The organism is Prochlorococcus sp. MIT 1323 (genome assembly GCF_047304905.1).
Lineage (GTDB): Bacteria > Cyanobacteriota > Cyanobacteriia > PCC-6307 > Cyanobiaceae > Prochlorococcus > Prochlorococcus marinus_D.
In genome coordinates this window covers 1,189,821-1,209,885 of sequence record NZ_CP138973.1, presented here as the reverse complement: position 1 = coordinate 1,209,885, position 20,065 = coordinate 1,189,821, and the positions used below count along the sequence as shown (strand labels likewise).

Genomic DNA, 20,065 nt, shown 5'->3' with positions numbered 1-20,065 from the left:
GACCTGCATGCATTTGACCTTAGTTGGAAGCACTGAGCTTGTCAGGCATCATTTGTTCCCATGTATATGGGATCACCTGGTTTTGATGATGAGCAGATCAAGCAAATGATTGGCATTAAAACTTATGGGCGATGCGGGATTCGAACCCACGACCCCTTCCGTGTGAAGGAAGTGCGCTACCACTGTGCTAATCGCCCGCACTACTGGATTTTAAAACACTCTCTTTAGCCCTTTTGGCGAAAGAGATGCTTGTGGTCTGGAGAATACAGCTTCGAACGTTGGCGTCCTGCCGCTAGGGCCGGACTGACGACATAAAGGGTGGTGCGAATCAGCTCGTGTTCACGGGAGGTCGTAGCCATTTGCTTCAAAGGCACCACGCTTAACCATTGATCGGGCCAGCTCACCCTGTAGCCGATAGCTACTGGTGTTTCAGCTGAATAGTGCTGCAGCAGTGTGGCTTGTACTTCCTCCACATGGCGTGCACTGAGGTAGAGGCATAGAGAGGCTCCAAGTGATGCCAGATGTTGGAGGTTTTCGCGCTCGGGAACACCCGTGCGTCCTCCTGCTCTGCTGAGAACAATGGTTTGGACAAGGCCAGGGATGGTGAGTTCAGCTTTTAGGGCTGCGGCCGTCGCTTGGTAAGCACTCAGACCAGGCACAACCTCTACTTCAATGCCTGCGTCAGCAAGGCCACAGATCTGTTCCGACAGGGCCCCATAAAGGCAGGGGTCTCCGTCGTGAAGACGGACCACCCGCTTTCCTGCTTGCGCCCTGTTCACCAGAAGCGGAAGAACTTCCTCGAGGGTCATTGAGCTGGTGCGGATTCGTTCACAGGATTCAGGTGCCAATGCGGCAATATCTGGTGAAACCAGTGAATCGGTCCATACAAGGACCTCGGCCTGCTTGAGATGTTCTGCGGCACGCAGGGTTAGCAGATCAGTAGCGCCTGGACCTGCACCAACGATGGAGATTCTGCTCATCAAGCGAATGACCTAGGCCTACCAGGGTCCGGTAGCTTTCGTTTGCGACCATAGAGCCACCAGAGGCCAAAACCTCCAACTGCCATCATCGCCAAACTCATCAGCTGGGCAATACGCAGGCCCCCTTCACAGGAAGGTGGTAAGGAGCCTAGGCAGAGGGGATCAGTTCGAAGTGCTTCGATCCAGACTCTGCCGAGGCTGTAAGTGATCAGGTAGATGCAGCTCAACGCACCGGCGGGAAGCTTCAGTAGCCCTTTGTTGCTGCGTTGAAAAAGAACAATTAGCAGTGTGAAGACTAGAAGATTCCAAATTGATTCGTAGAGAAATGTGGGATGGAAAAACTCGTTATTCGCATAATTAAGTGGACGATTCACGAATGGGATGAACAATTTCCACGCAAGGTCGCCCTTGATTGGAACACCGAAAGCTTCGTTATTGAAAAAATTTCCCCAGCGTCCGATTGCCTGGCCAAGGGCAATGGATGGTACAAGCACATCAAGAACATCCCAGAAGGCTTGGCGACGCCAACGGCAGAAGATCAACACTGCAAGGGTGCCAGCAAGAAGTGCACCATGAATAGCGATTCCTCCACCCCAAATTTCCACGGCACTTGGGATTGGTATGGCGATTCCAAAGATATTGATCGAGCTCCAAAAATTGTCTCCGCTGTAGTTCCTCCACTCAAAGGCGACGTAGTAGATGCGTGCTCCAACAATGGAAGTTAATACGAGAATGGGCAGCAGATCACTGATCAAGCCCTGCTCAAGGCCTCGTTTACGGGCCAGGCTGCTGGACAGATTGAGGCCGATCAGTACGGCGATGGCAATCAGCAATCCATACCACCGCAAGGCAAAGGGCCCGAGCTGAAAGAGCTCGGGCCCTGGAGAGGTAAAGGTCGCGATGAATGCGTCCATTGAGTTGAGATGAATGGGGATCAGATCCCCTCAGCTGCCTGAACTTTTTCGACTTGCTTCTTCTTCAATACAAGTAAGATCTGAGCCAGAGAAACTGCTACAAAGAATGCCAACAGTCCATAGATTCGAACTGGATTCTGGAGTACAACCTCGGTATCGAGTTGGCCGAAGCCACCACTATTTGGGTCGCTAGTTAAGGGGGCGCCAGCCTCTACTTTGTCATCTACTTTTACCAACAGGCTTGGACCAGCTGGAATGGTTTCACTGATAACTTTTCCGCTGTCAGTTTTGAGCTTGATGTCGCTTTCCCCATTTTTACCAGCCTTAATAGATGTAATCGTGCCAGCTTCAGTTGCTGTGAAAGCGTTGTTATTTGTTTTTTCACCAGTAGGTAATATTTGGCCTCGTCCACGGTTGCCTCCAACGTGGATGGAATATTTGCCGAATTGAATACTGCTGTCAGTCGCAGGATCAGGTGAAAGTATTGGGAAAACAATCTCTTTGTTGTTGTCACCAGGGAGGGGGCCCACAAGGAGGATGTTCTCCTTTTCTTCGCTGTATTGAGTGAAAAAGACTCCTTTGGTTTCTTCTTTTATCTCTTCGCTCCAGCGTTCCTGTGGGGCCAGCTTGAATCCATCAGGAAGCATGACAACGGCACCCACCTGGAGGGGCACATCACTGCCATCGGAGCTGATCTCTGTTGTGTCTTTCTTGTAGGGGATTTTCACCACTGCTTTGAAGACGCTGTCGGGTAGTACTGATTGAGGTACTTCTGCCTGAGTGGTTTTTTGGGCCAGATGACAGTTCGCACAGACGATCTTGCCAGTAGCTTCTCGGGGGTTGTCGTAGTTCTGTTGAGCCCAGAAGGGATAGGCCCAGCTGGCAGCTGGAGCAACAAGAATCGACAAACTAAGAACCAGTGAGCCGAGAAGGATGGGGATGAGGCGACGCATGATGCGAGGGGATAGGAGAGCTGGAACGACGATGGTGCGTTTGGTTGTCAGATTCAGGTCCACCAGGGCTTCTCGCCCGTGCGGAAGTCTGTCTCGGTCCATTGGCTTACAAAGACGTTGTCGTTCTCGACAGCGATGTTGGCCAATGCGAGAGAGAGGGGTGCCGGCCCTCTTACGACCTTTCCAGTGGAGTTGTATTGGCTGCCATGACACGGGCAGACGAATTTATTGACCCCGCTGTTCCAAGGCACCACGCAGCCGAGGTGGGTGCAGATCGCGTTGATTCCGTAACTGCCAATGGCATCATCACCTTCAACAATCAGGTAGGTGGGATCACCTTTCAGCCCTTGGACAAGGCTGCGGTCACCATCTGAATGGTTCGCAAGCCAGCCGCTTGCTGTGACCGAATTGCCAAGTTCATCCTTGGCGCTCGTGCCACCTCCGCTCCCGGAGGCACGAGGTGGAATGAAGTACTTCACCACTGGATAGAGGGATCCAAGCGCAACGCCAGTCACTGACCCGAAAGTGAGCAGGTTCATGAACTGCCGACGACCCATCCCGGGCACATCACTCGAGGTCATTTGTGTCATGACGGATGTTCGATCTGCGCAGAATGGAGACCATTATGGACTGTGAAGGGCCCGTCACGCTTTGCAAAGACTGGGCTTTTCAGTGCAATCGTCGCATCATTCTGTGCTTTGGCTAATCCTTGACGATGCTCTGTTGCTTCTAGAGCTAGGAGAGGGAATTGCTTGCTTAAGGAATTGTCGGCAAGCTTCCTAAGCCATGACTTGCTGGTGTGCCGCCAGAGTCTGCACTTGCAGGTGATCTGGGCGTATTTGAGCAGCAATCTTTATGTTCTGGATCAACAGGCGTATCGCAATCATCTCGGCGAGGTGCTTTAAGCGGTCATTTGACTGGGCTTGGTAGATGTCGTCTGGGAATTGCTGGCTCGCACAACCAAAAGATCAAGCTTTTCAATTTGTGGCTTTAGGAGGCTGGTCGCTGACGCTTGCAGACATGTCTGGCCTGAATTGATCAGTTAGCGCCACTAGGCCTACTCCAATCAGGAAAAGGGCTGTAATGGCTCCAGCCAGCAGCAGCATGGTGATTGGATCAGTGGATGGGGTCAATACAGCTCCTGCCAAGGCGGCACCAAGCACGACCCATCGCCAGGCACTCAACATTGGTTGCCAGTGCAATAACCCCAGAATTCCTAATATCAACTGGAGCACAGGTAGCTGAAAGGCCAGGCCGGTAGCCAGCATCAGCAGAAGCACAAAATCGAGATACCGCTCAATTGACCAAAGTGGTTCGACTACATCGGCGCCATAACTCACCAGAAACTTCAGAGCTGCTGGTGCTAGTGCCCACCAGGCGAAGGCAAGGCCGGCTAGAAACAAGATCGCTGATCCAGCTACTGCTGGAGCGATCAGACGTCGTTCCCGTTGAGTGAGGCCAGGCAATACAAATCCAAGCCCTTGGTAGAGCACATAGGGCAGTGCAAGTGTTAAGCCTGCGTAGCCTGCCACTTTGATTGAGACGAATAGAAACTCTCCTGGGGCCAGCTGAAGAAAGTGAATGGATCCAGCCGGAGCTTCCAACAGCCGTACGAGCGGCTTCACCATGAGCAGGCAGGCACCTGCCGCTAAAACAACAGCAAGCAGACTGCGCAGCACCCGTTGCCGTAATTCCTCCAGGTGATCAACCAGAGGCATTTCCACGTCGTGGGGTGGTTCGGTGTGCTTGATTCCCTGCTCGACGTGAATCGGGGCAGGGGGTGGAAGAACCGAACCTGTGGGCTGATCGGGACTGGTCAGAACAGGCGCCGCTTGATTTTAATCAGACTAAGAGTTCTGAGGCAGAGAGGTGTTGAAGCCCTCGATCTGGTTCAGCCCAGCAAAGGTTTCCGTCCCGGTATCGCACGGTCCCTGGGCCTGCTCCTGGGATTCGCTGCAGGTTGCTTGTGGGCACCATCACCACGGGTACACGTTGATTACCTCTCGCACGACTGAAGTGAGCGGCCAGGTCTGCAGCTAGTTGCAGGTCGTTCTCCTCAGCATGGCCATTGGAGGCCTTGAGAACGACATGGCTGCCTGGACATTCCTGGGCATGAAACCACAGATCACCAGGGCGGGCTTGGCGAAGGCTGATCCAATCGTTTTGGCGGTGGTTGCGACCAACCTGAACGATGAGTCCACCAGGACTGGTTAGTTCGAGGGGGCTTGGGGGTTGTTGATTGCGACGGCCTCGCTTCTGGCGATTGCGGGATTGAGAGATCAGCAACTCGTCCAGCTCCTGCCGCAACTCCTGCAGCCTTATCGACCGTTCTCGCCGTCCTTCCCAGCTGGTTCCAAGCAGATCTTCCAGAAACATTTCACTGCCTTGGATCAGCTGCAGCCTTTGCTGGTGATGTTCAATCCGTGTTTTCAGTACGGGCACTGAGCGGCGGAATTTTTGAGCTTTTCGGTAAAGCTTTTGGGTTTGGTTGATCAGATCCTTGCTCGGCGAAGGCAGGCAAAGCATGGCGTCGGCTTGTTGTTGAAGAGAATTGCTTTGACTGGTTTCGTTGAGTCGACCCTGTTGTTCGCCAAGGGCCTGCTCCTCTCGTTGTCGCCACTGACAAAGTCTTTTCTGGAGGTCTTCGGCTAGTTGATTGAGAGATTGGGTTTCAAGATGCTTTCGGTAATAACTCCCAAGAGTGAGGCTGAGCCCATCTGTGAAGGAGGAGGAGGTGGTTGGGTTGTCACAGTCCCAGACGCGGTAGCTGCTTGGACCGTCAAACCTCATCGTGAAGCGCTCTTTCTCAAGGCAGTCCAGCCATCGACTCCAGCGGTGGTAAAGGTGTTGCCATTGCTCGTCGGTGATCTCAAGTACTGAAAGCTCCAGCAGGGCATGTGCTTTTTTTGCATCGTCGTTAACCAGCTGCAAAGCGAGTGCAGGACTGATGCCTTGGTAACACTGCTGCAGAGCGCTACGCAGCTTGGTTGGCACAAGGCAGAGAATGTCTTTCCAGCGTTTTAGGGATTCCTTTGAGCTTGGTTCTCTGCCTTGCATCGGCGGTGGAAGTACATAGATGTCTCCGGTTCCGATTGGCCTCACTCTTGATTGATGGTTGCGTACCTGGCGTCCAAGGGTGATCACCTGGCGTTGACGATCAAGCAGAAGCAGGTTGCTGTGGCGTCCCATCAGTTCCAGCACCAGAGTGCGCTCGATAGGTTCGCCGGGGCGGTGGGCGAGGCCGCACTCCACCACGCGATCAAATCCTTTCTGTTTCAGTTCAATGAGCGCCATCTGTCGAAGGCCATGTTGAATCTGCTGGGCCAAAGTGCTCCCGCTGCCTAGGCGGGGAGGAGGGGTGATCTTGACCAATCGTGGACAATCAGCACGCCAGCTGAGTTCCAGCCACACAAGACCTTTGAGTGTGCGCAGCCCAAGCTGGAGGGTATTAGGTTCTGGTTGTTGGACCTTTTCGAAGCGGCTTGGCAGCACCTCCTTGCGGAGCTCGCTAAGTACAGCGCGCAAGCTTGAGAGGTCCATGACCTGGAGGGCAGCAGGGGCCATCGATTCAGTCGGGACCTGGATTGCACGCAGCCTTCCTACTCTGCGATCCGATTCAATGCAATGCAATGCAATCAATGGCTCCATCCGCCGCTGAAGGAAAGCTCACGGTGATTACTGGGCCAAGTGGCGTTGGCAAGGGTTCGTTAGTGAAGCAACTCCTAGAGCTCCATCCTGAGATCTGGCTGTCTATTTCGGCGACAACGCGTGAAGCCAGGCAAGGCGAGATTGAGGGTGATCATTACTTCTTCTTGAACCGTGATCGCTTTGCAGAACTGGTTCAAGCTGGCGGTTGTCTTGAATGGGCTGAATTTGCAGGCAATCGTTATGGCACCCCACGCCAACCTGTTGAGCAGCAGCTTTCATTAGGCCGTCCGGTTTTGCTTGAGATTGAACTGGAAGGGGCCCGACAGGTGCGGCGCAGTTTCCCTGAAGCTTTTCAGATTTTTTTGGCACCGCCCAGTTTTGAGGAGCTTGAACGACGCATTCGCGGACGTGCCACTGATTCTGAAGAGGCAATTCAGCGACGTTTAGCTAGGGCGAGGGAGGAACTGATGGCTCAGCAGGAGTTTGATGCAGTTGTGATTAATGACAACCTGCAGGTTGCTGTGATTGAGCTGGAGTCTTTGATGGGTCTGAGCTGTTGATGCGAAGACTTTTTCCTGACCTTAAAGCGTTATTTGACAACATAGGCCAATAAAAAAGCCCCTTTAGAGGGCTTTGTGAAGGGGTTTAGCCAAGAAGCTGATTTGTTTCTTGGCTGTAGTTGTTGATGCTCTTCAGCTCTTCAAAGACCCATTGGGTGGAAGAGAAGATCTGGGTAGAAGCGGTTGAATTCAACAATGATTCCCGCTGTGAGCCATACCCAGAGAACGGCAGCCATTGGCCAGCTTTCGAAGAATTTTCTCATCTTGATAAAGGGGAAATGGGGTGGTTGTTAAGAGGAGAATATTGCTCAGCGTGGTGAAACTGTGATCTTGTCGTCGCTCTCACGGAGGCTGCCATTTTGGCCTTCAATATGGGCGAGCCACGGCCAGGCGGAAGCTCTCAGCATGCAATTGAAAGCCAGGGTTATATCAAGATGGATCTCATTGTCTAAGGCTGCTTTGTGGCCTTTGGCTTTGATGGCCTGGAGATAAGAACGACCAGCCCAACCGATGATTCCAGCGATATAGATGAAAATCACCCCTGGGATCATGATTTCGCCTTCATGGCCGCGAATAAAGGACATCGCAAACGGCTCAGTTGGCGCTGGGATTAGAGCGTGTGGGAGTCCGTCATCACCGCACAAGGATTTGCTGTAGCGGTCAAAGCGGGCAATGGCCTGTGGAGTGTCTGCAGCACTGGCTCGCTGCTGAAAACGGGCATTCTCAGCGCAAGGGGTTAGGCCAGCTATGTCAGCTTTAGCAACGGGTGCAAAGCCGAGAACCAGCAGAGCCGAGAGCACAACGGCGAAGAGACGACGCATCGGTTTCGATTCCTGTAAGACCTGCTCCGGAACGGCAGGATGTCACGGGTAAAATGTAAATGAGGCTTCCCACAACTATGCCGACGGTGCTTGCCCTCGAAACAAGTTGTGACGAGTCGGCTGCCGCAGTCCTACGTCTAAATAACGGGTGTTTGCAGGTTGTCGCTAGCCGAATTGCTTCTCAGGTTGAGAAACATGCCCAGTGGGGAGGCGTGGTACCGGAAGTGGCCTCTCGCTTGCATGTGGAGGCTCTGCCTCATCTTGTGGAGGAGGTTTTGCAGGAGGCGGGACAGTCGATGGCTCGCTTTGATGCTGTAGCTGCAACGGTGACCCCTGGGCTGGCCGGAGCACTGATGGTGGGATCGGTGACAGGCCGATCTTTGGCTGCTCTCCATGCGCTGCCTTTTTTTGGCATTCATCACCTGGAGGGGCATTTGGCTTCAGTGCGCTTGGCGGAAAATCCTCCACGCCCTCCTTATCTGGTGCTACTTGTGAGCGGGGGACACACTGAGTTGATTCGGGTCGGGACAGAGAGTGAGATGGTGCGTCTTGGACGTAGCCATGATGATGCTGCTGGAGAGGCCTTTGACAAAGTCGGGCGTTTGCTCGGTTTGGCCTATCCAGGTGGCCCCGCTATTCAGGCGCTGGCCGCGGCTGGAGACTCTGGCAGATTTTCTTTGCCCAAAGGAAGGGTCTCTAAGCCTGGTGGTGGATTTCATCCCTACGATTTCTCTTTCAGCGGATTGAAGACCGCCATGCTGCGCCTGGTTCAGGCTCTTTCAGAGGCTGGTGAAGACCTGCCACGCGCAGATCTTGCTGCCAGTTTTGAGCAAGTGGTTGCAGATGTTTTGGTCGAGCGCAGCTTGCTCTGCGCTAATGACCAGGGCCTAAAAACTGTGGTGATGGTTGGAGGAGTCGCTGCTAACCGCCGCCTAAGAGAACTGATGAGCAAGCGTGGACAAGAACAGGGGATTGAAGTGCACACGGCACCGCTTCGATACTGCACTGATAATGCTGCCATGATTGGAGCAGCGGCCCTGCAGCGCTTGGTGTCTGGGGTTAATTGCAGCTCTCTTGAGTTGGGAGTGGCAGCCCGATGGCCATTGGACAAAACCGAGGATTTGTACCATGCACCTCCCCCATTCTGAAGAAGCGAATTAGCTTGACCTTGTCTGCTGTGCAGCGATGGCTTCTGAATCTCCACTTGATTCCAACACCTCTGCGGAACCTGTCAGTAGTGAAGAGCTAAACGCTTGGCGACGAGGCTTCACCCCACAGGCCGAGATCTGGAATGGTCGTATGGCAATGGCGGGATTGATTATTGGGATCAGCGTGTTGTTGTTGTTGCGTGTAGTGATGCCTGCTGACTGCAGAGCCTGGCTGAATTAGTTGTGGTTCAATTCCGCCCACGAATACTTTGGGCTAGTTCGTTGGGCTTAAAGCTTGCGGCGACTGCCATCTCTGGTTCTACCCGGCCAGTATCGACAAGATTCAGCAATGATTGATTGGCTGTGATCATGCCATCAAAGCTGCTGCGTTCCATGATCTCCTCAACATCCTCAAGTGCTCCTCTTTGGATGTAGTCCTTGCAAGCATCGGTATTGATCAGGATGTCGTGGTAGGCAGCTCGCTTGTTGTCGGTTGTTCGGATCAATCCTTGGGCAATCACCCCCAGCAGTGATTCTGAAAGGGAGCGACGCATGCTCTCTTGATCTTCTGGGGCATACATGCCCAGGACTCGCTCAATGGTCTTGACTGCCGAGTTGGTATGCAGAGTGCCAAACACCAGGTGCCCCGTTTGGGAGGCCTCAATCGCTCTGGCCAGGGTTTCTTGATCACGGATCTCACCGATCAGGATTACATCTGGGTCTTCTCGTAGGGCGGCTTTCAGGGCGTTGTGGAACTTCAGGGTGTGTTTTCCCAGTTCTCGATGTTTGACGAGGGATTGCTTGCTCTTGTGTACAAACTCCACAGGATCCTCGATGGTGAGGATGTGGCGGGGTTGATTTCTATTGATCCAGTCGATCATGGCCGCCAGGGTGGTGCTTTTCCCTGACCCGGTTGAGCCGGTCACCAAGACAAGTCCTTTCGGTTTGGATGAGAGGCCCTTCAGGACATCAGGGAGTTGCAGTTGCTCAAGGGTGAGAATTGTTTGGGGAATGATGCGAAGCACCATCGCTGGCCCTGTGAGGGAATCCAGCAGGTTGATCCGGACTCTTGCGAAGGGAAAGGCATGGGAGCCGTCGAATTCTTTGCTTCTAAAGAATTCATCGATCTGATTCGCGGAGAGGATCTCTTGCAACCAACTCTGAAATCTTTCTGGGTCGGTTACAGGCCAATCTGTGCTTTGCATTTCGCCGCGGTCTCGGAAACGGGGCACTTCGCCAACGCCTAGGTGGACATCGGAATGTCCTTCTTGATAGGCGATTCGTACGATCTCCTCCAAGTTGGGAGAGACCCCAGGCGTGGCTCCAGCGAATGGCGTTAATCCTTCTGTAGATGATCTGGATATCGGTTTCGCCGACTCAGAGGCTGACTTTGGTGCTTGAGGGGGGAAGTTGGGCGGAAAGACCGGTTGACTCACGAGGGGATTGTGGCCGCTCTCTTCAGCTTCGTCGCGGCGAAGCTCTTGGCAAGTCCGTGAGCACTTTTGGTGATCAGCAAGCACTCTTAGGATCCTTTCAAGATTGCTTCTGTTATGGCTGGTTTGCCCCGCGTCACGATAGTGCTGGGCACCCGTCCAGAGGCGATCAAGTTGGCACCGGTGATCAAGGCGTTTCAGGCCTGTGACGCTTTGACGACTCGAGTTGTGCTTACTGGCCAGCACCGCGAGATGGTTGCTCAGGTCATGGATTTATTTGGTCTTTCAGCCAATCATGATCTCGATCTGATGGCCCCTCTGCAGACCCTCACTCACGTCACCTGTGCAGCATTGCAAGGCCTCAAGGATGAATTCAAGGCCTACCCTCCCCAGTTGGTGCTTGTCCAGGGAGATACCACGACAGCATTTGCAGCTGCCCTTGCTGCTTTTTATGAGCAGATTCCGGTTGGTCATGTTGAGGCGGGTTTGCGCACAGACAACCTGTTAGATCCTTTCCCTGAAGAGGCAAACCGGCGCCTGATTTCTCAGATCTCCCAGCTTCACTTCGCTCCAACGCCTCGCTCTCAGGCCAATCTGACCAGTTCAGGGGTTGTTGGTCAGATCTTTGTTACGGGCAACACAGTGATTGATGCTCTTTTGTTGATGGCTGAGCAGGCGCCGCCTATCGAATTTGATGGACTCGACTGGGCGCATCAGCGCGTCATTTTGGCCACCGTGCATCGCCGGGAGAATTGGGGAGATCGGCTTCAAGACATTGCCGAGGGCATCAGAAGGGTTCTTGACCTTCATCCCGACACGGCTTTACTTCTGCCTTTGCATTGCAATCCAACCGTGCGAGAACCAATGCAGGCACTTTTGGGGAACCATCCGAGGGTGGTACTCACCGAGCCTCTCGATTACGACCGTTTGGTTGCTGCGATGAGGGCCTGCACGCTTCTGCTTACAGATTCTGGTGGGCTCCAAGAAGAAGCTCCTGCGCTGGGTAAGCCAGTTTTGGTTTTGAGACGGACCACTGAACGACCAGAGGCCGTTGAAGCGGGTACGGCCAAGCTGGTTGGTACCGATCCGGAGATGATCGTGACTGAGACAGCTTCCTTGCTTGATGATTCAAGCGCCTACGAGGCGATGGCACGTGCTGTCAATCCCTTCGGCGACGGGAAGGCCAGCGGGCGCATTCTTGAGGCAAGTTGTGCATTTCTGGGTGTCTGAGGCTGCCTTTAGTTCTTGCGGTCACTACCGCTGGTGGTTGAAGCGCAGCCTTGGGCAATGCGAGCGCACGTTGCTTTTCATTGGCTTGAATCCCTCCACGGCTACAGCGTCAGAGGATGATCCAACCTTGAGGCGTTTGCTGGGGTTTTGCCGCTCATGGGGTTATGGACACCTTCTTGTTGTGAATCTATTTGCGCGGATCAGTCAATCCCCAGCGCTGCTTAGGAACTGTGCTGATCCGATTGGTGATGCAAATGATGATCAGCTTTTGACTCGGGCACGCCAGTGGTCTGAGAGCCCTAATTGGGACCTTTGGCTTGGTTGGGGGTGCGGTGGAACTTTGCGTCGACGTGATCTTGCCGTCCAGGCTTTGTTGGAGCGTCATCGCCAGAATCGCATCAGGAACATTCCTGGTGCTCCCGGCCCTCTCTCGCTGGGTTTGACGCGTGAGGGGCACCCCTGCCATCCCCTTTACATGCCTGGCAAAGAGGTTCTTCGACCATTCAATTGGGCAAGTGGGGTAACTATCGGCCATCCTGAGTCGATGGACCTTGCTATTACGGTTCACTGATGACACGCACCCCACGCCGCTATGCGGTGTACCTCCATCTCTCCGGGGGGCAGACCGAAGAGGTTCATTTTCCTACTCTTGAGACGTTTCAGCAGTGGTATCAGGGAATCGTCAACGCCTCAGGCAGTGGGGGGTTCGTGAACGTGCCGCTTAGCGAGCTCGATGGCGAGTATCTGGTAGTGCGTCCAGAGGCTGTGATCGGTGTGAGAGTGGAACCTCAGTTCGCAGCCCTCGATGACACCTGAGCGGTTAGGCCTGCTTTGGGGGATCACCGTCTTTGCAGGTGCCGGAGCTCGGATTTTGTCTGCTCTCTCTGGCCTTCCTGGTGTGGTGCTGTTGTTGCTATCTGGCCTGCTGATTGGTCGATCGGGCCTTGGCTTGGTTGAACCGCTGGATCTTGGTCAAGGTCTTGAGACGATCGTTGGTCTGCTGGTGAGCCTTGTGCTCTTTGACGGTGGTCTCAATCTGCGCCTCCCTGGCGACACCATCAAGTCAACTGTGCTGCGCATTTTGCTGATCCGACTAGTGATTTCACTGGCCGCGGGTCTCTTGGCGGCGCATTGGCTGGCTGGTTTGGGTTGGTCAGTGGCAGCGGTTTACAGCGCCATCGTGCTGGCTACTGGTCCGACTGTTGTGACCCCGTTGGTGCAGCAGATCCGTTTAGCTTCTCCTCTGGGGGATGTCCTTGAGGCAGAGGGATTGGTGCTTGAGCCAGTGGGTGCTGTGCTGGCCTTGCTTTTGCTGGAGTTATTGCTGGGCGATTTGCATGGGTGGCGGGAGGTTGCCTTCGGGCTGCTGGCCCGCCTGGGTGGAGGCGTATTGATAGGGGCTGCTGCTGGTTGGCTTCTGTCAGAGGGATTGCGACGTTTAAAACCGGACCCTTCGGTAGGGCTGAGGTTGCAGCTCACCTTGGGTGTGTTGTTCCTCTTGTACGCAGTTTGTGAATGGTTGTTGCCGGAGTCGGGCTTGCCGGCTTCTGTAGCAGCGGGGGTGGTGGTCGGTCGCAGGCCTGTTACCCAGTCCGATCAGCTCGATGAGTTGATCCGGGAGCTGGCCCGTCTTGCCATCACAATGTTATTTCCACTTTTGGCTGCTGATGTCTCTTGGGGTGAGCTCAGTCCGCTTGGCTGGGGGGGGGTCAGTTGTGTGCTTGTACTGATGTTGGTTGTGCGTCCTGTTGCTGTCAGCCTGGCCACGATTGGCTTGCCTCTTGATTTCAGGCAGCGATTGTTTCTTGGTTGGCTTGCACCACGTGGGATTGTTACGGCCGCAGTGGCCTCTTTGTTTGCGATTCGCCTTGAGCAGGCTGGGATTTTAGGAGCCGGTCGGTTGCAAGGTTTGGTCTTTCTCACCATCCTGATGACGGTTGGCATTCAAGGCCTCACGGCCCAGCCGTTGGCTAAGGCCCTGGGTTTAATCGCTCCTGAAGATTCAAACGAAGACGACTGCTCAGAGACAACGACGCAGCCTGCTCAAGTCTTGCCCGATTCTGGCCAGTAATCCCCATGTTTTGATTAGGTCTGGCCCTTGCAGGCGGCCTAGAAGCGCAGCTCTGAGGCTTTTCATGATCACACCTTTTTTGACGTTGGCAGCCTGAGCAGCATTCGCTAGCAGTTGTTGTGCTTGCTTGACATCAAAACCGTCCCAGGAAGTGCGATCCAGCTGATCGAGAAGATTGCTAAGGCCTGCCTTGGCTCCGTCCACGGCAAGTTGTTCCAGGCCATCAGCTTGCAGCGTTGGTTCTTCGAAAAAAGGGCGAGCTTGATCGACACCATCCTTGAGCAGTGTCAGTGATGGACCAAGCAGCTCGGCTAGATCCAAACACCAGTTTTCTTCTGGCAGAGCCCAGCCAGCCTCAGACCATAAGGGTTTGAGTTCATGCAACAGTTGATCTTTAGGCAAGTCATGTAGCACTTGAGAGTTGAGCCAGTTGAGTTTGTCCCAGTCAAACTTTGCTCCTGCTTTATTGACTCGGTCAAAACTGAAGACGGTTGCAGCTTGCTCAAGAGTGAACCGTTCGTCAGTCCCTTCGGGGACTGACCAACCCAGCAGGGTCATGTAGTTGGCCATAGCTTCGGCTGTGTATCCCATGGCTTGAAAGTCACTGATCGAGGTCACTCCATCCCGCTTGGAGAGTTTGCGTCCTTCGGAATTGAGAATGAGCGGGGTATGGGCGAATTGAGGTATTGGTAATCCAAGGGCCTCATAGATCAGCAGTTGTTTGGCCGTGTTTGCGATGTGATCTTCGCCGCGGATCACATGCGAGATACTCATGGCGGCGTCATCAACCACCACCACAAGGTTATAGAGCGGGTCGCCAATTTCCTTGGCTGGAGCCCGACGTGAGATCACCATGTCGCCGCCCAAATCTGATCCCTTCCAGTGCATTGGACCGCGCACCAGGTCCTTCCAACTGATGGCCGCATCATCATCGATACGGAAGCGCACTACGGCAGTTCTCCCTTCAGATTGGAAGGCGGCTTCTTGCTCGGGATTGAGATCTCGGTGACGATTGTCGTAGCGAGGGGCCTGGCCCTGGGCCTTTTGTGTCTCTCGCATCGCCTCCAGTTCAGTCTCGCTGGCGTAGCAGCGGTAAGCCAGGTCACGATCGAGCAGCTTTTGGATTGCTGCGCGATGGTCATCCACATGCTGGCTTTGAATGATGGGCTGTTCATCCCAGTTGAGGCCAAGCCAATTCAGACCTTCGAGGATGTTGGTCGTGAATTCAGGCTTGGATCGTTCTTTGTCGGTGTCCTCGATGCGCAAGAGGAATTGTCCCCCCTGATGGCGTGCAAAGAGCCAGTTGAAAACTGCCGTTCTTGCCGTGCCGATGTGAAGTGTGCCTGTTGGACTCGGGGCCAGCCGAACGCGCACCTTCACAATGACTCTCAGGATTAGGAATAAGAACGGGACCGACGGGGTTCGAACCCGCAACTTCCGCCGTGACAGGGCGGTGCTCTAACCAATTGAACTACGGTCCCAGATGAGTTCAGGTCCAGTCGGGAGCTCGCCGCATGGAATCTGACCTGCGTCGCTTATGCGACCAAGAAAGTATCAACCTCTGCCCTGCCTGCCGTCAACTCGCTGGCGGTGGTCTTGTGATCCTTTTGAGGATGGATCGATTCGAATGAAATTGAAGACTTCGGATCTGCTTTTTGGGACGCTTGCTCTCGATGTCGAAATAAAGACATCTCTAGTGGCGTTGTAGGTAGGGAGCTCAGATAGAGAGCAAATCGAAAGATTGGAATTACTGTCCCTCTGATTAGGGACGGAATCCTGCGGGTTCGATTAGGCGTACTTGGTTCCCGCGGGCTGTGAATTCGCGTCCCTGATCGCTTTGGACGACCACACGACCACCAGATTTGACTCGAATGACGCGTGCACGAACCCAACCAAGAGCGGCTGACTCGAGCACTTTGACGACATCACCAGGTTGAAGATCTAACTCCATTCTCGGAACGAGGAAACTGCAGGATGGGCCATCGGACGCGCCGTGGAGGACTTGAACCCCCGACATCAGGTTTTGGAGACCTGCGTTCTACCAACTGAACTAACGGCGCAAGGCGATGGACCCGTCGACCATCACAGAGGTGATGGCATTTGGATTGAACGAGGCCGAAACCTCAGCGGTCGAAGCGCTGCTTCACGCGGGTGGCCTTACCCACCCGTTCCCGCAGATAGAAAAGCTTCGCTCTTCGAACTTTACCTCGCCGCTCCACCTTGATGGAGGCCACCTGAGGGCTATGCAGCATGAAAACACGCTCGACACCGATGCCTTGGAAGATCCTGCGCACGGTGATGGTTTCATGAATTCCGCCGTGGCGCTTTGCAATAACAACACCCTCATAGGGTTGGATCCGTTCCTTATTGCCTTCACTGATGCGTACTCCTACTCGGACGGTGTCTCCGACGTAGATGTCATTTAAATCACTTTTCTGCTGTGTGGCCTCGAACTCTTTGATCAGGGCGTCAGGGCTGAGCCTGACGTTTGTGGCACTTTTGCTTGTTACATCAGTCACCATGGCTGAGCTGTTCTCAATTGCTGTTGCCGTTTCAGTGTTGTCTTCGCTCATGGAGGTGTCTTTCGAATCCGCCGTCATCCCAGCTCCGGGTTAACTAGCCAAACAACAACTCTACCTGCTGATCATTCTTGCCTTGAGTAGTTTTGCCATTGCTTGGCGGTGAAAGCTCCTCAGTCGATGCTTGGCCCTTGCGATGGCTCAGTTCACAAGCTTTTTGGGAATTTCACTTAGTCAGGAAGCCTTCAGCAGCTTTCTTGTGCCTGTGATCAGTATCCATAGCAGTCAAAGGGCATGGCGTAGAACCTCCTTTGGCTCAGCATGGGAGCAGGCCATTCACCTTCATGCACGGTGGTCATTCTTAGCCAATGACTTTGTTTGTCGGACATTTCTTGCCAGTGACGCAACAAGCGATATGTGCATCATGAAGTCATCTTGAGATCAGCAAAGAAATCACCACTCATGGACCCAGTAAGCCAGCGATGCGGCTAGCAGGGTTGCTTGAAGCGGTTCATTCGTGCCGTTCCTAGTACAAAGATTGATAGCGTGACGAATGGAAAGATGGAAGTCGGGCAGAGCCGATAACCGTTCATTTGATTTTTTCATATCAGTTTTTCTTCAGCCTTATGAACCTCTTCGCTGATCTGCTGGCCTCAACTTCAGAGGCGCGCGCAACGGCTACAGGGCCTCGAATACAACAGCGTCGAGGAGTGGAAATCAAGTCTTCAAGGGAGTTGGCGATCATGCGCAAGGCAAGCCACATTGTGGCCACGGTTCTGCGCGAGATCATGGAGATGGCCGAGCCTGGCCAGACGACTGCTGATCTTGACGTTTATGCCGAGCGCAGGATTCGTGAGATGGGCGCAACCCCTAGTTTCAAGGGCTATCACGGCTTCCCTGCCTCGATCTGCGCGAGCATCAACAATGAGGTTGTGCATGGCATTCCAGGCCCTAAGCGAGTGATCAAGTCCGGGGATCTTCTCAAGGTCGACACCGGGGCTTACTACGAGGGATATCACGGTGACAGTTGCATCACCATCTGCGTTGGGGAGGTGCCTGAATCTGGGCAGAAACTTAGTCGTGTGGCCCAAGAATCCTTGATGGCAGGGCTCTCTAAGATTCGAGCTGGCAACACTCTTCTTGATATCGCAGGAGCCGTTGAGGATCATGTCAAGGCTCATGGTTACAGCGTGGTGGAGGATTACACCGGCCACGGTGTGGGTCGCAACTTGCATGAAGAGCCTTCCGTTTTCAACTTCCGCACGGATGACCTGCCCAACATCACTTTGCGTTCAGGGATGACTTTGGCCGTCGAGCCGATACTCAATGCTGGCAGTAAGGCTTGCCGCACACTTAAAGATCGCTGGACTGTTGTGACTCAAGACGGCAGTCTTTCGGCTCAGTGGGAGCACACCATCGTGGTCACCTCAGATGGCTGCGACATCCTCACTGATCGGGGCGACTAATTCTGGAGTTGACTTGTTATTGATTGTCTATGGACCCACTACCTAACAACCGGGAGTAAATCATTCGCCCTAGTTCGGTCAGGGGCATCAGTAGATACGTGAGAGGGTTGGGGGTGACGATGATCAGATTGAGGCCAAGGTCGGCTTGTTGAACAATTTGGCTGGCTACTAGATCAGCAGACATTAACCCGATTGGATTGAGCTCTGAGCGGAAGGGGCCAAGTACAAGCTTGCGGATTTTGAAGACTTTGCGTTGATTCGAGGTGAGGTTGTTCCAGCGCAGGCTGACCAGCTGACCGATCAACCGCTTGCTGATTTCATAGGTGGGGCTGAGGGCTGGTTGGATTTCAGCTTCTGATGTGTTCACCCATAGCTCGCGGGGGCGTATGGATGGTTCTGCGTTGAGGGCGAGGCTTTCAAAGAGTTCCATTAAGCGCCAGCTGCTCAGAGCATTCACCTCTAAGGCCGCTTTGATGTCTTTCGGTGTCTGACGTCCCTGCGGGTTGATGCCGTGATTGAGCACGAGCACGTCAAGGCTCACAAGGGTGCTTTTGAGGGATGCTTCTTGGCTGCATTTCCATTGCACCCATTCCTGGGGTGCATCGTCTGATGACTCTGCGGAGGGAATCGGTCCATGGGTCAATCCGATCACAACAGCTCCTCGGGAGCGCAACTTTTGGGTTAGGGCCCTGCCAAGACTTCCACTGGCTCCAGTGATGCCGATGCGGCAGTTTGACCAATGGTTGTTGAGAGTTGTGATCTGTCCCATTTCTTCAGCTTGGGGCATCCTTTGGTGTGAGCTTCAAGTTGACCTTGCCAATTCCCTCAGAAGCGGCCCAATTGGCCTTGTTTGCACCCTATTGCGGTGGCCTTTCCAGGCAGGCTGATTTGCAGCGAGCCCTGCGGCTCTTGGCTCAGAGCTCATTGAAAGGAGAGCGACCTCTTCAAGGTGGTCGTGTTCATCGCTTCACTCTTCGTTGGCAGGGAGCTAGGTCGCCACTGGAGCTGTGTTCTTGTCAGTTGTGTTTCCCAGACATCCAAGCTTTGACCTACACCTTTGATGTGTCTACGCATCAACTTGTGGATTGGTTGATGGACTGGCCTGAGTTTGGGGGGCAGGGAGACCTGCCCAATCGATTCTGGAAGTGGCTGCTGTTGGGTTCTGAAGAGTCTGTGGGTGACGCCTAAATTGCTCAGCTATAGGAACACGGAGTCCACTGATGGGCAAGACCTTGCTGATTGGATCTTGTGAGCCATTCAGTGGTAAATCGGCATTGGTTCTTGGTCTCGCTCGCCAGTTGATAGAGGCGAATCAGCCCATTCGCTTTGGGAAGCCTCTGGCCACGAGTGTGGAGTGGGATCCCGCAGTTTCCCCTCTGCCCGAACCTTTAATTGATGATGATGTTCGTTTTGTTGGTGCAACCCTGGGTTTGTCTGAGCATCAGCTGATTCCTTCTTTGCATCTCCTGGCAAAGGCAACGGCTGATCACCGTTTGGCCATGTCTCAAATCGAAGCTGGCAAAGGATTTGAGGACCTATGCAAACAGCTCGAGCTTCATGCTCAGGGCCTCACCATTCTTGAAGCAGCCGGTAGTTTGCATGAAGGCCTGCTTTACGGTCTCAGTCTTGGTCAGCTGGCTCATGGCTTGGATGCCCGCGTCGTGCTGGTGCATCTCTGGCAGGACAGCCGCAGCGTCGATGCTTTGTTAGCGGCGAAGGAACAGCTTGGAGATCATCTGGTGGGCATCATTTTGAATGCGGTAAAACCAGATGAAATTGATGATCTAGAAACCAATGTGGTGCCTGCCCTGGAGGCCCTTGGACTGGTGGTGTTCGGAGTGATGCCCCATTCGCCACTCTTGCGCAGCGTGACTGTGGGTGAGTTGGTTAGGCGCCTAGGAGCCCGGGTGATCTGTTGCTCTGAGCGACTTGAGCTTCTGGTTGAGACTCTCACTATCGGAGCCATGAATGTGAATTCCGCCATGGACTTTTTCCGTTGTCGTCGCAACATGGCTGTGGTGACTGGTGCTGACCGTACTGATATTCAGTTGGCGGCCCTCGAGGCTTCGACTCAGTGCTTGATCCTCACTGGTGCAGGGCAACCTTTGCCGCAGTTGATTAGTAGGGCAGAAGAACTTGAGGTTCCTTTACTCAGGGTGGATCACGACACGCTGTCTACCGTGGAAGTGATTGAGCAGGCCTTTGGTCATGTGCGACTGCATGAGGCCGTTAAAGCAACCTATTCCTTCCGATTGGTCGATGAACACTGTGACTTGGACCGTTTGTTTGATGTTCTGGGGTTGCCTATGCAGGGTCGATGAC

The 20,065-nt window shown here is 53.8% G+C and carries 23 protein-coding genes and 3 tRNA genes; 10 read left to right on the top strand and 16 right to left on the bottom strand.

Features of this window, described 5'->3' with window-relative positions; translation table 11 throughout:
• Positions 1-125: 125 nt before the first annotated feature.
• The 7 genes from SIB68_RS05970 to SIB68_RS05940 form a co-directional block, all read right to left on the bottom strand.
• Positions 126-197 (bottom strand) — tRNA-Val (locus SIB68_RS05970).
• Positions 198-224: 27 nt separating this feature from the next.
• Complete coding sequence (gene cobM / locus SIB68_RS05965; RefSeq protein WP_063400110.1) at positions 225-980, bottom strand: precorrin-4 C(11)-methyltransferase; 756 nt, start codon at positions 978-980, stop codon at positions 225-227.
• A complete protein-coding gene (gene lgt / locus SIB68_RS05960) occupies positions 980-1,894 on the bottom strand; it encodes a prolipoprotein diacylglyceryl transferase (protein WP_063400111.1) in 915 nt (304 codons plus the stop codon). The genes cobM and lgt overlap by 1 nt, the downstream gene beginning before the upstream one ends.
• A gap of 20 nt (positions 1,895-1,914) precedes the next feature.
• A complete protein-coding gene (petA, locus tag SIB68_RS05955; RefSeq protein ID WP_063400306.1) occupies positions 1,915-2,847 on the bottom strand; it encodes a cytochrome f in 933 nt (310 codons plus the stop codon).
• A gap of 53 nt (positions 2,848-2,900) precedes the next feature.
• Positions 2,901-3,437: a cytochrome b6-f complex iron-sulfur subunit gene (gene petC, locus SIB68_RS05950; RefSeq protein WP_011825335.1), complete on the bottom strand. Its 537-nt coding sequence runs from the start codon at positions 3,435-3,437 to the stop codon at positions 2,901-2,903.
• A gap of 387 nt (positions 3,438-3,824) precedes the next feature.
• Positions 3,825-4,565, bottom strand: a complete 741-nt coding sequence (gene tatC / locus SIB68_RS05945; RefSeq protein ID WP_074160277.1) for a twin-arginine translocase subunit TatC — start codon at positions 4,563-4,565, stop codon at positions 3,825-3,827.
• A 124-nt stretch (positions 4,566-4,689) separates the two neighbouring features.
• Positions 4,690-6,411, bottom strand: a complete 1,722-nt coding sequence (locus tag SIB68_RS05940) for an NFACT RNA binding domain-containing protein (protein ID WP_063400307.1) — start codon at positions 6,409-6,411, stop codon at positions 4,690-4,692.
• 74 nt (positions 6,412-6,485) lie between these two features.
• Here SIB68_RS05940 and gmk point away from each other — a divergent pair, with 74 nt between their 5' ends.
• Positions 6,486-7,055 (top strand): guanylate kinase, encoded by a 570-nt coding sequence (gmk, locus tag SIB68_RS05935; protein ID WP_063400114.1) that lies wholly within the window; start codon positions 6,486-6,488, stop codon positions 7,053-7,055.
• Between the two features lie 140 nt (positions 7,056-7,195).
• On the opposite strand, the gene psaJ is transcribed toward gmk, so the two are convergent.
• A complete protein-coding gene (gene psaJ / locus SIB68_RS05930; RefSeq protein WP_011130685.1) occupies positions 7,196-7,318 on the bottom strand; it encodes a photosystem I reaction center subunit IX in 123 nt (40 codons plus the stop codon).
• Between the two features lie 45 nt (positions 7,319-7,363).
• Positions 7,364-7,876, bottom strand: coding sequence for a Photosystem I reaction center subunit III (locus SIB68_RS05925; protein WP_063400115.1), 513 nt, complete (start codon positions 7,874-7,876; stop codon positions 7,364-7,366).
• Positions 7,877-7,953: 77 nt separating this feature from the next.
• Between SIB68_RS05925 and tsaD the strand changes: the two genes are divergently transcribed.
• Together tsaD and SIB68_RS05915 are read left to right on the top strand one after the other, a co-directional pair.
• Positions 7,954-9,024 carry a tRNA (adenosine(37)-N6)-threonylcarbamoyltransferase complex transferase subunit TsaD gene (gene tsaD, locus SIB68_RS05920; protein WP_063400116.1) on the top strand — a complete coding sequence of 357 codons (1,071 nt, stop codon included), beginning with the start codon at positions 7,954-7,956 and terminating at the stop codon, positions 9,022-9,024.
• A 37-nt stretch (positions 9,025-9,061) separates the two neighbouring features.
• Complete coding sequence (locus tag SIB68_RS05915) at positions 9,062-9,265, top strand: high light inducible protein (protein ID WP_011825340.1); 204 nt, start codon at positions 9,062-9,064, stop codon at positions 9,263-9,265.
• A gap of 7 nt (positions 9,266-9,272) precedes the next feature.
• Here the strand turns inward: SIB68_RS05915 and SIB68_RS05910 are convergent, their stop codons facing one another.
• Positions 9,273-10,460 carry a type IV pilus twitching motility protein PilT gene (locus SIB68_RS05910; protein ID WP_413682030.1) on the bottom strand — a complete coding sequence of 396 codons (1,188 nt, stop codon included), beginning with the start codon at positions 10,458-10,460 and terminating at the stop codon, positions 9,273-9,275.
• Positions 10,461-10,574: 114 nt separating this feature from the next.
• Here SIB68_RS05910 and wecB point away from each other — a divergent pair, with 114 nt between their 5' ends.
• Genes wecB through SIB68_RS05890 form a run of 4 tightly spaced genes read left to right on the top strand, consistent with a single transcriptional unit; the run spans position 10,575 to position 13,758 of the window.
• Positions 10,575-11,687, top strand: coding sequence for a non-hydrolyzing UDP-N-acetylglucosamine 2-epimerase (wecB, locus tag SIB68_RS05905; RefSeq protein WP_063400118.1), 1,113 nt, complete (start codon positions 10,575-10,577; stop codon positions 11,685-11,687).
• Positions 11,611-12,258, top strand: a complete 648-nt coding sequence (locus tag SIB68_RS05900; protein WP_063400119.1) for a DUF1643 domain-containing protein — start codon at positions 11,611-11,613, stop codon at positions 12,256-12,258. Before wecB ends, SIB68_RS05900 begins: the two co-directional genes overlap by 77 nt.
• Positions 12,258-12,503 (top strand): hypothetical protein, encoded by a 246-nt coding sequence (locus SIB68_RS05895; RefSeq protein ID WP_011130678.1) that lies wholly within the window; start codon positions 12,258-12,260, stop codon positions 12,501-12,503. Before SIB68_RS05900 ends, SIB68_RS05895 begins: the two co-directional genes overlap by 1 nt.
• Positions 12,493-13,758, top strand: coding sequence for a cation:proton antiporter (locus SIB68_RS05890; RefSeq protein ID WP_063400120.1), 1,266 nt, complete (start codon positions 12,493-12,495; stop codon positions 13,756-13,758). Before SIB68_RS05895 ends, SIB68_RS05890 begins: the two co-directional genes overlap by 11 nt.
• On the opposite strand, the gene gltX is transcribed toward SIB68_RS05890, so the two are convergent.
• The 5 genes from gltX to rplS form a co-directional block, all read right to left on the bottom strand.
• Positions 13,708-15,138, bottom strand: a complete 1,431-nt coding sequence (gene gltX, locus SIB68_RS05885) for a glutamate--tRNA ligase (RefSeq protein WP_063400121.1) — start codon at positions 15,136-15,138, stop codon at positions 13,708-13,710. The two genes, SIB68_RS05890 and gltX, sit on opposite strands and share 51 nt — an antisense overlap.
• A 27-nt stretch (positions 15,139-15,165) precedes the next feature.
• A tRNA-Asp gene (locus SIB68_RS05880) sits at positions 15,166-15,239 on the bottom strand.
• A gap of 281 nt (positions 15,240-15,520) precedes the next feature.
• A complete protein-coding gene (locus SIB68_RS05875) occupies positions 15,521-15,709 on the bottom strand; it encodes a hyperconserved protein Hcp (RefSeq protein ID WP_006043540.1) in 189 nt (62 codons plus the stop codon).
• Positions 15,710-15,745: 36 nt separating this feature from the next.
• Positions 15,746-15,818, bottom strand: a tRNA-Trp gene (locus tag SIB68_RS05870).
• A gap of 63 nt (positions 15,819-15,881) precedes the next feature.
• Positions 15,882-16,280 (bottom strand): 50S ribosomal protein L19, encoded by a 399-nt coding sequence (rplS, locus tag SIB68_RS05865; RefSeq protein ID WP_413682029.1) that lies wholly within the window; start codon positions 16,278-16,280, stop codon positions 15,882-15,884.
• A 623-nt stretch (positions 16,281-16,903) separates the two neighbouring features.
• On the opposite strand from rplS, the gene map reads away from it, so the two are divergent.
• Entirely contained in the window at positions 16,904-17,743 is an 840-nt protein-coding gene (gene map / locus SIB68_RS05860; protein WP_011130674.1) for a type I methionyl aminopeptidase, read from the top strand.
• 16 nt (positions 17,744-17,759) lie between these two features.
• Here map and SIB68_RS05855 read toward each other — a convergent pair whose 3' ends face one another.
• Positions 17,760-18,530 (bottom strand): SDR family oxidoreductase, encoded by a 771-nt coding sequence (locus SIB68_RS05855; RefSeq protein ID WP_063400124.1) that lies wholly within the window; start codon positions 18,528-18,530, stop codon positions 17,760-17,762.
• Between the two features lie 8 nt (positions 18,531-18,538).
• Here SIB68_RS05855 and ebsA point away from each other — a divergent pair, with 8 nt between their 5' ends.
• Both ebsA and SIB68_RS05845 read left to right on the top strand, forming a co-directional pair.
• Positions 18,539-18,931: a type IV pilus biogenesis protein EbsA gene (gene ebsA / locus SIB68_RS05850; protein ID WP_063400125.1), complete on the top strand. Its 393-nt coding sequence runs from the start codon at positions 18,539-18,541 to the stop codon at positions 18,929-18,931.
• A gap of 32 nt (positions 18,932-18,963) precedes the next feature.
• Complete coding sequence (locus SIB68_RS05845) at positions 18,964-20,064, top strand: phosphotransacetylase family protein (RefSeq protein ID WP_063400126.1); 1,101 nt, start codon at positions 18,964-18,966, stop codon at positions 20,062-20,064.
• The last annotated feature ends 1 nt before the right edge of the window (position 20,065 follow it).